The sequence below is a fragment of the Tsukamurella sp. DT100 genome (genome assembly GCF_049844855.1).
Taxonomy (GTDB): domain Bacteria; phylum Actinomycetota; class Actinomycetes; order Mycobacteriales; family Mycobacteriaceae; genus Tsukamurella.
Window position 1 is genome coordinate 204,101 of the sequence record NZ_JBNCLV010000011.1, and the last position, 13,179, is coordinate 217,279.

Consider the following 13,179-nt stretch of genomic DNA (forward strand, 5'->3'; position numbering starts at 1 on the left):
TCCCGGAGCGGCTCGGGCTACTTGTCGCTGCCGCAGGTGCAGCTGTCGCCGCACGAGCAGTTCTCGCACGTGCAGTTCGGGTTGGAGCAGCCGGGGACCTTCGAATCATGCTGAGTCATGCATGTGACTCTACCCCGGGGAGCTCCTAGGATCACGCGTCCTTCGCCAGCCCCAGCAGCGCGTTCTCGACCAGCTCCGGCAGCGCCGGGTGGATCCAGTACTGCCCGCGCGCGAACTCCTGCGCCGGGATGGAGAAGGACATCGCCGTGATCGCCGACTGGATCAGCGCCGAGGCCTGGTGCCCGACGATGTGCGCACCGACCAGCAATCCCGTCGTCCGGTCCGCGATGAGCTTGCACACGCCCTCGGCGTCGGCCATGGCCCAGCCGTAGGCGATGTCGGCGTACCGCTGTTCGGCGACGGCCACGTCGATGCCGCGGGAGCGCGCCTCCGCCTCGGTCAGCCCGACCGACGCGACCTGCGGGCGGGAGAAGACCGCGCCCGGCACGAACCGGTGATCGGACGTCGCGGCGGGGGAGTCCCACCCCGACAGCAGGTTCTCCGCGACGATCCGGGCCTCGTGATTGGCGACGTGCCGCAGCGGGAACCGCGTGCTCACATCCCCCAGGGCCCACACGCCGCGGACGGGGGTGCGCTGGTGCTCGTCCACGGGGACGCGACCGGCACCGTCGAGCTCGATGCCGATGGTAGGGAGTGCGAGGGAGTCGCCGTTGGGCGTGCGCCCCGTCGCGACGAGCAGGACGTCGCCCGCCACCGTCGAGCCGTCGGTGAGGTCCACCTCGACGCCGTCGCCCACCGGCCGGGTCGCGGTGACCTCGGTGCTCAGGCGCACGTCCCACCGCGACGAGGCGGCCTCGGTGAAGGCCTCGGAGATGGTCTGGTCCTGGGAGCGCAGCAGCCGCTCGCCCCGCGCCACGACGGTGACCTCGGCGCCCAGGCCGGCGAAGACGTGCGCGAACTCGGCCGCGATGTAGCCGCTGCCGACGATGATCACACGCCCCGGGAGCGCCTCCAGCCGCATGATCGTGTCGTTGGTGTGGAAGGGCGCCGCGCCGTCGGCGGTGAAGACGGGCGGGATCACGGGCCGCGAGCCGGCCGCGATCACCACGTCGCGTCCGGTGACGACGGTGCCGTCGGCCAGCTCGAGGCGGTGCAGCCCGTCGCCGGACCCGGGCAGGAACCACGCCTCCTGCTGGAAGACGGTGATGTTGGGGCACTTGTCCTCGCGGTAGCGCAGCCCGCCGGCGGCGTACCGGTCGATCCGCCCGAAGACCCGGTCGCGGATGTCGGCCCAGCGGGTGCCGGTGATCTCCGCGTCCACGCCGACCGCGCCGCCGTCGCGGGCCTCGTCGGCGACGTCGGCGGGGTAGACGAACATCTTGGTCGGGATGCAGCCGACGTTCAGGCAGGTGCCGCCGAAGGCGCCGTTGAACTGCCCCTTGTCGACGATCGCGATGCTGCGATCGTCGAACCGCTCGTCGGGGATCGTGTTGCCGGCCCCGGACCCGATGATGACGAGATCGAAGACGCGCTCGGCCATGTCAGGCCTCGATCTCGCGGGCCAGCCAGGTGCCCAGCTCGGCGTACGCGGTCTCGCGGGCGTCCTTCTCGGAGAGGAAGACGTCGTGCTTGGCGTTCTCGACGGGCACGACCGTGAGGCGCCCACCCAACGCGCCCGACCACTTCGCGATCTGCCGGGTGTCGAGGACGACGTCGGCGCGGCCGGCCTCCTCGCTCCACTCCTTGGGCGCGAAGCTCTTCGTCGAGCGCAGCACGAGCGACGGAACGCTGACGTCGAGGCCGCGGTGCAGAAGACTGTGCGCGACGCGGACGGCGCGTAGCCAGCCGAAGCGCACCGGGAAGCCCTCGATCGGCTTGATCCGGACGTCGAAGTCGAACTCGCCGTGCGCGCTGGAGTGGACCGTCTGGCCGTAGACGCCGACGGCCTCGACCGGGACGACGCGGGTGCCCACGGCCTTGCCGATGAGCTTGACGACGGGCGTCGCGACCTCGCGCAGCACCGCCGAGCCCTGCAGGTCGAACCACGGGCTGTCGAGCACGAGGCCGACGATCGGTGCGGTGCGGCCCGCCTTGCGGCGGCGGTCGAGCCACAGCGGGGTGATCAGGCCGCCGGTGGAGTGCGCCGCGACGACGACGCCGAGGCCGGGGTGCTCCTGCTCGATCGCCGCGACCGCGAGGTCGAGCTCGGCGTCGTAGACGGCGAAATCGGTCGCGTAGTGCGCCGATTGGCCCTCCCGCAGGGACCTCCCCGACTTGCGCAGGTCCAGCGCGTAGAAGGCGTAACCGCGGTCCGCGAAGAACTCCGCGACCGCCGTCTGGAAGAAGTAGTCCGAGAAGCCGTGCACCCACAGCACCGCGTGGTGGGGATCCGCGGGGCCGACGACGTGCTTGACCAGCGTGGCCACGACGTCGCCGCCCGGCTCGCCGTCCGGGTCGGGGCCCAGCTCGAAGGTGTGCGCGACGAAGTCGTCGCCGAGGATGTCGGGGGAGTAGGTCAGCTCAGTGGTCGCCACGGCTTCACTGTAATGACGGCGGGGCGGGGCGGTGCACCGCACGGACGGTCCGGTGGTACTGCACGGTGTGCCGCGCGCCACCGGAGGGCCCCGGAGTAAGGTTCTCGCGCAGAAGGGGGCCGATGCGTGGCCCCGCCCCACGTCGAGGAGTGAACTACCAGATGGCCCGTAACGTGATCAGCACGGACGTCGCGCTCGTCGGCGCGGGAATCATGAGCGCCACGCTCGGCACCCTGCTCCGCAAGCTGGAGCCCAGCTGGTCGATCAACGTCTTCGAGTCCCTCGACGCCGCGGCCGCCGAGTCCTCCGACCCGTGGAACAACGCGGGCACCGGCCACTCGGCGCTGTGCGAGCTGAACTACACCCCGCAGGCCGCCGACGGCTCCGTGGACATCTCCAAGGCCATCACGATCAACGAGCAGTTCCAGGTCTCGCGCCAGTTCTGGGCGTACGCCGTGGACGCGGGCGTGCTCGACGAGCCGTCGGACTTCATCAACCCCATCCCGCACGCCAGTTTCGTGCACGGCGCCGACAACGTCGAGTACCTGCGCAAGCGCTACGACGCGCTGTCCGGCCAGACGCTGTTCGAGGGCATGGAGTTCTTCACCGATCCGGCCACGTTCTCCGAGCGCCTGCCGGTCATGGCCGCGGGCCGCAATTTCGGCGACCCGGTCGCCGTGAACTGGTACGAGGGCGGCACCGACGTCGACTTCGGCTCGCTGACCAAGAAGCTGATCAACTTCGTCGGCAAGGGCGGCGCCGTCCACTTCGGCACCAAGGTCACCAACCTCAAGCGCACCAAGGACGGCTGGCGCCTGACCGTGCGCAACCTGCGCACCCACGAGATCTCCTACGTGGACGCGCGGTTCGTCTTCGTCGGCGCCGGCGGCGGCGCGCTGCCGTTGCTGCAGAAGTCGGGCATCAAGGAGGCCAAGGGCTTCGGCGGCTTCCCCGTCTCGGGCCAGTTCTTCCGCTGCACCAACCCGGAGCTCATCGACCACCACGCCGCGAAGGTCTACGGCAAGGCCGCCGTCGGCGCCCCGCCGATGTCGGTGCCGCACCTCGACACCCGCGTCATCGAGGGCAACAAGGGCCTGCTGTTCGGCCCCTACGCCGGCTTCTCGCCGAAGTTCCTCAAGGCCGGCCAGTACACCGACCTGCCGCTGTCGGTGAAGCCGAACAACCTGCTCCCGATGATGGCCGTCGGTCTCAAGGAGATGGGCCTGACCAAGTACCTCATCGGCGAGCTCATGCAGTCGCCCGCCGACCGCGTGAAGACGCTGTCTGAGTTCGTGCCCCGCGCGACCGGCGGCGACTGGGAGCTCATCACCGCCGGCCAGCGCGTCCAGGTGATCCGCAAGGGCCCCGGCGGCGGCAACCTCGAGTTCGGCACCGCGGTGATCGCCGCGAACGACGAGTCGATCGCCGGCCTGCTCGGCGCCTCGCCCGGCGCCTCGACGGCCGTCCCGGCCATGCTCGACGTCCTCGGCAAGTGCTTCCCGAAGCACATGCAGGCGTGGAAGCCGCTGCTGCAGGAGATGATCCCGTCGTACGGCACCACCCTCAACGACAACAAGCAGCTGTTCGGCCAGGTCTGGGACTGGACCAACCGCACGCTGCAGCTGTCGCCGGGCGTCGAGGCCGACGCGCAGGGCTAGCGCCGTGCGCCGCGCCACCGGTGACGAACTCGACGCGAGGACCCTCTACGCGCTGCTGAAGCTGCGCGCGGAGGTCTTCATCGCCGAGCAGCAGAGCCCGTGGCTCGACGTCGACGGGCGCGACCTCGCCCCGTCGACGGTCCACCTCTGGCTGCCCGACGATGCCGCCCCCGGCGGTACCGACGTCGCGATCGCGACGGTGCGCGTCACCGACGAGGGCCCGGGTCTGGCCGCGATCGGCCGGGTGTGCGCGGCACCGTCGCACCGCGGGCGCGGCCTCATCGGCGAACTGATGACCGCGGCGCTCGCGGAGCTCGACGGTCGGGCCTGCCTGCTCGAGGCCCAGTCGCACCTCGAGAGCACGTACGCCAAGTACGGATTCGCGCGCGAGGGCGACGAATTCATCGAGGACGGCATCCCGCACGTCCCCATGAGGAGGCCCGCCGGTGTCTGACCGCTACCCGTTCAGCGCCGTCGTCGGCCACGACGAGCTGCGGCTCGCCCTCACCCTGTGCGCCATCGCGCCCGCCGTCGGCGGCGTGCTCGTGCGCGGCGAGAAGGGCACCGCGAAGTCCACCGCCGCCCGCGCGCTCGCCCCACTGCTGCCGCCCCGTCCCGACGGTGCGCCCGCCCGCCTCGTCGAGCTGCCCATCGGCGCCACCGAGGACCGCGTCGTCGGCTCGCTCGACCTGCACCGCGCCCTCGGCGAGGGACGCGTCGACTTCACGCCCGGCCTGCTCGCCGACGCCGACGGCGGCATCCTCTACGTCGACGAGGTCAACCTGCTCTCCGACCACCTCGTCGACGTGCTGCTCGACGCCGCGGCGATGGGGCGGGTCACCGTCGAGCGGGACGCCGTCTCCCGCTCGTACCCGGCCCGGTTCGTCCTGGTGGGCACCATGAATCCCGAGGAGGGGGAGCTGCGGCCGCAGCTGCTGGATCGCTTCGGCCTGGCGGTCGACGTGCGCGCCAGCCGCGAGGTCGACGCCCGCGTCGAGGTGATGCGCCGTCGCCTCGCCTTCGAGGCCGACCCCGCCGCCTTCGCCGCCGAGTACGCCGCCGCCGACGCCGAGCAGGCCCGCCGCATCGCCGAGGCCCGCGACCGGCTGCCCGCCGTCGCGCTGCCCGACGCCGAGCTGCGCCGCATCGCCGCGGTCTGCGCCGCCTTCGACGTCGACGGCATGCGCGCCGACCTGGTCATCGCCCGCGCCGCCCGCGCCCACGCCGCGTGGCGCGGCGCCGCCGAGGTCACCGAGGACGACGTCCGCGTCGCCGCGGCCCTCGCACTGCCGCACCGCAAGCGCCGCGACCCGTTCGACGAGCCCGGCCTCGACGACGCCGAGCTCGACCGCGCCCTCGACGACGCCCGCGAGGCCGACGATCCCGACCCCGACGACGACGGCCCGGACGGACCCGACGACGGGGGCCCGGACGGTGGTCCCGAGGGCGGCCCCGACGGCGGGCAGCCGGAACCGCCGTCGCAGGACGACGCAGTCGCGCCGGACCCGGAGCCGCAGGGCGCCCCGCTGCCGACCGCGCGGCACCGCACCGTCAGCCGGCTCACCGTGCCCGGCACGGCAACCGGGGGCGCGACGGGCCGCCGCTCCAAGTCGCGCTCCGACCGCGGCAGCGTCGTGCGCGCCGCGCCCGCCGGCACGGGAGCCGGCCTGCACCTGGCCGCCACGCTGCGCGCCGCCGCCCCCGCGCAGGCCGCGCGCGGCCGGGTCGACGGGCCGCTGCACCTCGCGCCGTCGGACCTGCGGTCGCCGATCCGCGAGGCCACCGAGGGCAACCTCGTCGTCTTCGTCGTGGACCTGTCCGGCTCGATGGCCGCGCGCGAACGCATCGCGCTGGTCGGCGAGGCCGCCGTCTCGCTGCTGCGCGACGCCTACCAGCGGCGCGACAAGGTGGCCGTCATCGGCTTCCGCGGCGCCGAGGCCACCCTGCTCGTGCCGCCGACCCGCTCCGTCGACGTGGCCGTCGCGCGCCTGGCGCGGGCCCGCACCGGCGGCCGGACGCCGCTGGCCGAGGGCCTGATCGAGGCGCGGAAGCTGCTGCGCCGCGAGGACCTGCGGCCCGACGCCCGGCGCCCGCTGGTCGTGGTGCTCACCGACGGTCGCGCGACGGCCGGCCGGGATCCGTTGCCGCGCGCGCTCGCCGCGGCGGCGGGGCTGCACGCCGACGGTCGCGCGACGGTCGTCGTGGACTGCGAGACCTCGATGGTGCGGCTGGGCCTCGCGGCGAAGGTCGCGGCCGCACTCGGCGCGCCGATGCTCCCGCTCGGCGGCCTGAGCCCGCAGGATCTGGCCCGCGTCGCCTGACGTATGTTCCGAAAGTCGAATCCTGGCGGGCGGCGCGGCGATAGTCGTCGCCGCGCCTCGCTGGAGTGAAGTCTCGTAAGCGCCCCGACCCGAAGGAGTGACGCCATGCCGCAGGGCAAGGTCGAATCGGTCCCCGACGACGGGCTGACCACCCGGCAGCGCCGCAACCAGGCGCTGCTCGCCGTGCACACCGGGCCGGGCAAGGGGAAGTCGACGGCCGCGTTCGGCATGGCCATGCGCGCGTGGAACCAGGGCTTCGACATCGGCGTCTTCCAGTTCGTCAAGAGCGCGAAGTGGAAGGTGGGCGAGGAGCAGACGATGCTCGCGCTGAACGAGCTGCACGAGCGCACCGGCGCCGGCGGTCCCGTCGAGTGGCACAAGATGGGGCAGGGCTGGTCCTGGTTGCGCCGCGACGACGACGCCGAGCAGGACCACGCCGAGGCCGCCCGCGTCGGCTGGCGGGAGATCGCCCGCCGGCTCGGCGCCGAGCAGCACCGCTTCTACGTGCTCGACGAGTTCACCTACCCGCTCAAGTGGGGCTGGATCGACGTCGACGAGGTGGTCGAGACCCTGGCGAACCGCCCCGGGAACCAGCACGTGATCATCACCGGCCGCGATGCGCCGCAGGCGCTCATGGACGCCGCCGACCTGGTCACCGAGATGACCAAGATCAAGCACCCGATGGATGCGGGTAGGAAGGGACAGAGGGGGATCGAGTGGTGACGAACGGCTCCCGTGTCCCGGGAGGTGCGGTGGCCGGGGAGAGCAGAGGGATCGAGTGGTAGCTCCCGCGGTCGTCATCGCCGCACCGTCGTCGGGCAGCGGCAAGACGACCATCGCGACGGGGCTGATGGGCGCGCTGGCGCGGACCGGCACCGTCGCCCCGTTCAAGGTGGGCCCCGACTACATCGACCCCGGCTACCACGCCCTCTCGACCGGTCGGCCCGGCCGCAACCTCGACGCGATCCTCTGCGGGGAGCAGCGCATCGCGCCGCTGTACCGGCACGGCGCGCGCGACGCCGACATCGCGGTTGTCGAGGGCGTGATGGGCCTGTTCGACGGACGCATCGTCGACGGCCCCGGCGGCGCGGCCACCGAGGGCATCGGCTCCACCGCGGACGTCGCGCAGATCCTCGGCGCCCCGGTGCTGCTGGTGGTCGACGCCCGCGGGCACTCGCAGTCCCTCGCCGCGCTGCTCGCGGGGTTCGCCACCTACCGGCCGGGTATCGCGCTCGCGGGCGTGATCCTCAACCGCGTCTCAAGCGCCCGGCACGAGCGGGTCCTGCGCGACGCCTGCGCGCACGCGGGCCTGGAGGCGGTCGGCGCGGTCCCCGGCGCCGCGGCGCTGGAGGTGCCGGCGCGGCACCTCGGCCTCATCCCCGCCGCGGAGCGCGGCGCGGAGGCCGTCGCCGCGGTCGCCGCGATGACGGAGCTAGTGGAGCGGCACGTCGACGTCGAGCGGATCCGCGCGCTGGCCCGGCCGGTCGCGGACGGGCCGCTGTGGTCACCGTCGGACGAGGTCGCGCGCGCGGGCGTGCCGGTCGTCGCGCTGGCCGGCGGCCCGGCGTTCAGCTTCGGCTACGCCGAGCACGAGGAGCTGCTGCGCGCCGCCGGCGCTCGGGTCGAGCGCTTCGATCCGCTCACCGACGAGTTGCCCGGCGGCGCGGCCGCCGTGGTGCTCCCGGGCGGCTTCCCGGAGGTGTACGCGGAGAAACTGTCGGCGAACGCGGCGCTGCGCGATCAGCTGCGCGCCCTGGTCGACGCCGGGGGCGCGATCCACGCCGAGTGCGCGGGGCAGCTCTACCTCGCGGAATCGCTCGACGGGGTGCCCATGTGCGGGATCGTGCCGGGTGCCGCGACCTTCACCCGGCGCCTGACGCTGGGCTACCGTGACGCCGTCGCCCTCGGCGCGAGCCCGTTGTTCGCGCCCGGCGAGCGCGTGACGGGGCACGAGTTCCATCGCACCGCGCTCGCCGCGGGGCCCGCGCCGGCATGGGGGTGGAGGGACGGCGACGGATGTCCCGCGACCGATGGGTTCCTTTCGTCCACAGTGCACTCCTCGTATCTGCACGTGCATCCTGCCGGATATCCCGAGGCGGTCGAACGCCTGGTCAGAGCGGTCGCGTGAGGAGTTCGTCTCACCCTGAGCGGGGGCCTCGCGCGGGCTGAGAGCTTCCTGTACAAAAGCCTCATGCACAAGTCGATCAAGCTCGTCTCCGTCACCTTCGCCGCCGCCGCCGTGGTCGCCACCTCCGCCTGCGCCGCCGGCTCCTACGCCGCACCCGGCTCGCCCTCCTCCTCCGCCAAGCCCAGCGCGTCGGCGAAGCCCTCCACCAGCGCCTCGGCGAGCGCGTCGGCCAAGCCGTCGGCTTCGAAGCCCACCCCGGTCAAGGCCAGCACCCCGAGCGCGATCCTCGCCTCGACCGCGTGGGAGACCACCGCCGCCAAGGACGCGAAGGGCGCCAAGGTCGCGCTGACCGACAAGAACGTCAAGAACTACGTCGGCTGGGCCTACTTCAAGAAGGACGGCACCTTCACCCTCTACAACCTGGACGATTCCGCCAAGGGCAAGGGCGACTGGACCGTCTCGCCCGACGGCAAGACCCGCACCATCGTCGCCAAGAACGCCGACGGCAGCGTCCAGTACAAGCGCACCGTCGAGATCGTGACCCTCACCGAGAAGGAGTTCACGTACCGCGTGTACCCCGAGGCCTCCAACAAGGCCGTGTACTACGACATCGTGCACACCGCCACCAAGCACGCCGAGCCGCGCGCGTAGTGACGGAGGCCGCTCACTAAGCTGAGCGGAATGAACAGCCACGGCGCCCCGCACGATCCCTACCTCGTCGGTCTGGATCTGCGAGGGCGCCGTGTCGTCGTCGTGGGGGCGGGCACCGTCGTCCAGCGGCGACTGCCGGTCCTCCTCGCCGCGGGCGCGGACGTCCACGTCATCGCGCCCGAGGCCACGCCCGCCGTCGAATCGACGCCCGGCATCGTCTGGCACCGCCGCGAGTACGCCTCCGGCGACCTCCTGGGCGCCTGGTACGCCCTCGCCGCCACGAACGATCCGGCGGTGAACGCCGCCGTCGTCGCCGAGGCCGAGGTGCAGCGCACCTTCTGCGTCCGCGTCGACCTCGCCCGCGAGGGCACCGCCGTCACCCCCGCCACCGTCGCCACGGACGGGCTGCAGGTGGGCGTCCTGGCGTCCGGGGATCACCGACGGTCCGCGGCCGTCCGCGACAGCCTGCGCGCCGTCCTGACCGGCGACGAGGCCGCGCGCCCCACCCGCAAGCCCGAGGGCGTGGCCCTCGTCGGCGGGGGGCCGGGCGACCCGGACCTCATCACTGTGCGCGGCCGGGCGCTCCTCGGGCTGGCCGACGTGGTGGTCGCCGACCGGCTCGCCCCGCCCCGCCTGCTCGCGGAGCTCGCCCCGCACGTCGAGGTCATCGACGCCGCGAAGGTGCCGTACGGCCGGGCCATGGCGCAGCAGGCCATCAATCAGGTCCTCATCGATCGTGCGCGTGAGGGCAAGTTCGTGGTGCGGCTCAAGGGCGGCGACCCCTATGTCTTCGGTCGCGGCTTCGAGGAGCTCGAGGCGCTGGCCGCCGAGGGCATCCCGGTCACCGTCGTCCCGGGCATCACCAGCTCGATCGCCGCGCCGTCGGCCGCGGGCATCCCGGTGACGCACCGCGGCGTGACGCACGAGTTCGTGGTCGTCTCCGGCCACGTCGCGCCGGGGCATCCCGACAGCCTCGTCGACTGGGACGCGCTCGGCCGGCTGCGCGGCACAGTCGTGGTGCTCATGGCGGTGGAGCGGCTCGCGGCGATCGCCGAGGCGCTGATCGCGGGCGGCCGGCCGGCCGAGACCCCGGCCGCGGTGGTCGAGAACGCGACCACCGGCGGGCAGCGCACGGTCCGCGGAACCCTCACCACCATCGCGGCGGACGCCGCGACCGCGAACGTCGTGCCGCCTGCGGTGCTCGTCGTGGGTGCGACGGCCGGCTTCACGGCGGCGTTGGGCGACTGACCCGCATCCCCGGGTGTGGGTTTCCGTGTGTGTCGGCGAAATGTGACGCCCCCACGCGGGAAACCTCGACCGAGGCGGGGAACAGCGCTCTGGGCTGCGCGAATCGCCCGATTCAGGGGATTTTCGCAGAAGCGAAAACTGTCACTTCAATAACTCTCGTCACAATTGTTACCGTTCTCGACTTCCGGATCGGCCGGGGGAGTCGGTAGCCTCGGGCATCATGACTTCCACGATGGCGCCCTCCAGCCCGGCGCAGACGTACCGCGTCAAGGGCAGCGCCGTCGGCATCCCGATCCTCGTCCTGTGCGGCATGATCTTCCTCTCGGTGCTCGACGGCACCGTCGTCTTCGTGGCGATGCCGGAGATCCAGGACGCCCTCGGCCTCTCGGACGCCACCAAGGTCTGGGTCTTCGGCGCATACGCGCTGACCTTCGGCGGATTCCTCCTCCTCGGCGGCCGCCTCGGCGACACCTTCGGCCGCAAGAAGATGTTCCTACTCGGCGTCATCGGCTTCACCGTGGCGTCCGCGCTGGCGGGATTCGCGACCAACGAGGCGTGGCTGCTGGCCGCGCGCGTCGGGCAGGGCCTGTTCGCCGCGATCGCCGGCCCGACGGCGCTCGCGCTGATCGCCACCACCTTCGCGCCGGGCAAGGCCCGCAACCAGGCCTTCGCCGTCTTCGGCGCCATGGCGGCTCTCGGTTCGATCGGCGGGCTCGTCGCCGGCGGCCTGCTCGCCACCATCGACTGGCGCCTCATCTTCTGGATCAACGTCCCCGTCGGCATCGCCTGCGCCATCGGCGGCTGGTTCACCCTCGACGAGGCGATGGCCGATCGGCGGCACGCCCTCGACGTCAAGGGCGCCGCGCTCGCGGTCACGGGCTGCGTGACAGGTGTCTACGCCCTCACCGCGGGCCCCGAGGCGCACTGGCAGAGCACGTCGGTCTACGTCGCCGCCGTGGTCAGCGTGATCTGCCTCGCCCTGTTCCTGTGGGTCGAGCGCACCGCCAAGAACCCGATCCTGCCGTTCTCGCTGTTCAACAACCGCAACCGCGTGGCGGCGATGCTCGCGATCCTGGTCTGCGGCGCGCTGATCCCGACCCTCGGCTTCTACGTCGCGCTGACCTTCCAGCTGGTCATGGGCTACACGCCCTTCCAGTCCGGCCTCGCGCTGCTGCCCTTCGCCCTGGGCTTCGGCATCTCCGTCGCGGTCAGCGCAACGCTCGTGCGCCGGATCCAGGCGCGGTGGCTCGTGGCCGTCGGCGGCCTCATCGTCTTCCTGCCCTGCCTGTACGTGCCGACCCTGATGAGCAAGGCCCCGGCCACCATCGACTACTTCCCGCAGATCGCGATCCCGGTGTTCCTCATCGGCATCGGCGTGGGCATGGCCGTCGTGCCGCTGCCGCTCGGCGCCGTCGCCGGCGTCCGCCCGTCGGAGATCGGGCCGCTGACCGCGCTCATCGAGGTCGCGCAGAACCTCGGCGGCATCATCGGCCTCGCCTCGGTGCAGGTCGTCGTGACCTCGCGGATCATGGCCGAGGGCGGCCCGACCACCGGGCACCTGCGCCACGACTCGCTGACCGGCGACCAGATCCACGCCCTGGCCTCCGGCTACGGCCTCGCGTTCATCGCCTGCGCCGCGATCCTCATCCTGGCAGGCCTCGTCGTCGTCCCCTTCATGCGCTTCACCCCGGAGGAGATCGCCGAGGGCCAGGCGGCCAAGGAGTCCAGCGAGTCCGGCGGTGCCATCCCGTCCACGTCCTTCCCGGCGCAGGCCTTCGAGGACGATGACGACGATGTCGACGACGACTGGGAGCCCCTCGAGGGCGACGTCACCTCGGGCTCCTTCGCCGCGATCCGCCGCGAGGACTTCGACCGCGCCTACAACGAGCAGCCCGGCGATCCCGAGCCGGTGTACTTCACCGACCGCTTCCGGGCCATCAAGCGGGCCGAGGTCGACGAGTCGGTCTCCTCGCTCGCCGGCCTCGGGGTCCAGCCGGGCCCGCCGCAGGCCGCCCCGCAGCCCGCGGCTCCGCAGCCCCCGACGCAGCAGGTCCCCGTCGCCCGGCCGCAGCAGCGCCCGCAGCCGACGGCCCCGCAGCAGGCGTACTCGCAGCCGAGCGATCCGCTGACCCGTCCGGCGCCGACGGCCCCCCAGCAGGCCTACTCGCATCCCAGCGATCCGCTGCCGCGTCCCGTCGCCCGCCCGGGCGAGGGCCTCGCCGGCATCGCCCGCCCGTCCGGCCCGATCCAGCGGGAGAGCGTCGACCTGCCGCGTCCGCCGGTGCCGCCCGCGCCCCGGGCGTCCGTCCCCGACTACCGCCCGCCGCGCCCCGCACCGCAGCAGTACCGTGCGGACCCGCCGGCGCCGCGGCCCGACGGTGCCGTGCAGCGCCCCGGCGCCGACCGGCCGCAGCCGCAGTTCGAGGGCGTCGCAGCCGGCGCGCGCAGCGGCCGGCACGCGGCCCCCGAGCCCGACGGCATGCACCACCCCGAGCAGACGACGCAGGCCGATCGCGTGAGCCGCGCCCGCCGGCACCGGCTCGAGGACTGACTGTGAGGATGGGATCTGCCACCTCGATGTGCCAGCAGGATCGGTGTTTCGGTGGTGGGCTGTAGCT

10 protein-coding genes are annotated in these 13,179 nt (G+C 72.9%); 8 read left to right on the forward strand and 2 right to left on the reverse strand.

Annotated features, from left to right (window positions below):
• Positions 1–151: 151 nt before the first annotated feature.
• Together ACLQ3K_RS23435 and ACLQ3K_RS23440 are read right to left on the reverse strand one after the other, a co-directional pair.
• Entirely contained in the window at positions 152–1,561 is a 1,410-nt protein-coding gene (locus ACLQ3K_RS23435) for a mycothione reductase (protein ID WP_426001860.1), read from the reverse strand.
• Position 1,562: 1 nt separating this feature from the next.
• Positions 1,563–2,555 carry an alpha/beta hydrolase gene (locus tag ACLQ3K_RS23440; RefSeq protein ID WP_426001861.1) on the reverse strand — a complete coding sequence of 331 codons (993 nt, stop codon included), beginning with the start codon at positions 2,553–2,555 and terminating at the stop codon, positions 1,563–1,565.
• Positions 2,556–2,716: 161 nt separating this feature from the next.
• Here ACLQ3K_RS23440 and mqo point away from each other — a divergent pair, with 161 nt between their 5' ends.
• From mqo to ACLQ3K_RS23480, 8 genes are all read left to right on the forward strand, one after another.
• A complete protein-coding gene (gene mqo / locus ACLQ3K_RS23445; RefSeq protein ID WP_224649935.1) occupies positions 2,717–4,213 on the forward strand; it encodes a malate dehydrogenase (quinone) in 1,497 nt (498 codons plus the stop codon).
• Positions 4,214–4,217: 4 nt separating this feature from the next.
• Positions 4,218–4,667 (forward strand): GNAT family N-acetyltransferase, encoded by a 450-nt coding sequence (locus ACLQ3K_RS23450; RefSeq protein WP_426001862.1) that lies wholly within the window; start codon positions 4,218–4,220, stop codon positions 4,665–4,667.
• On the forward strand, positions 4,660–6,534 hold the full coding sequence (locus tag ACLQ3K_RS23455; protein WP_426001864.1) for a VWA domain-containing protein: 1,875 nt from the start codon (positions 4,660–4,662) through the stop codon (positions 6,532–6,534). The genes ACLQ3K_RS23450 and ACLQ3K_RS23455 overlap by 8 nt, the downstream gene beginning before the upstream one ends.
• 105 nt (positions 6,535–6,639) lie before the next feature.
• Positions 6,640–7,257: a cob(I)yrinic acid a,c-diamide adenosyltransferase gene (gene cobO / locus ACLQ3K_RS23460; protein ID WP_426001865.1), complete on the forward strand. Its 618-nt coding sequence runs from the start codon at positions 6,640–6,642 to the stop codon at positions 7,255–7,257.
• Positions 7,258–7,312: 55 nt separating this feature from the next.
• The gene (locus tag ACLQ3K_RS23465; RefSeq protein ID WP_426001866.1) at positions 7,313–8,662 is read left to right on the forward strand and encodes a cobyrinate a,c-diamide synthase; all 1,350 of its coding nucleotides are present in this window, start codon (positions 7,313–7,315) and stop codon (positions 8,660–8,662) included.
• A 63-nt stretch (positions 8,663–8,725) separates the two neighbouring features.
• Positions 8,726–9,313 carry a DUF4822 domain-containing protein gene (locus ACLQ3K_RS23470; protein ID WP_426001867.1) on the forward strand — a complete coding sequence of 196 codons (588 nt, stop codon included), beginning with the start codon at positions 8,726–8,728 and terminating at the stop codon, positions 9,311–9,313.
• Positions 9,314–9,343: 30 nt separating this feature from the next.
• The gene (cobA, locus tag ACLQ3K_RS23475) at positions 9,344–10,561 is read left to right on the forward strand and encodes a uroporphyrinogen-III C-methyltransferase (protein WP_426001868.1); all 1,218 of its coding nucleotides are present in this window, start codon (positions 9,344–9,346) and stop codon (positions 10,559–10,561) included.
• Positions 10,562–10,781: 220 nt separating this feature from the next.
• Positions 10,782–13,112 (forward strand): MFS transporter, encoded by a 2,331-nt coding sequence (locus ACLQ3K_RS23480; RefSeq protein WP_426001869.1) that lies wholly within the window; start codon positions 10,782–10,784, stop codon positions 13,110–13,112.
• Positions 13,113–13,179: the final 67 nt, after the last annotated feature.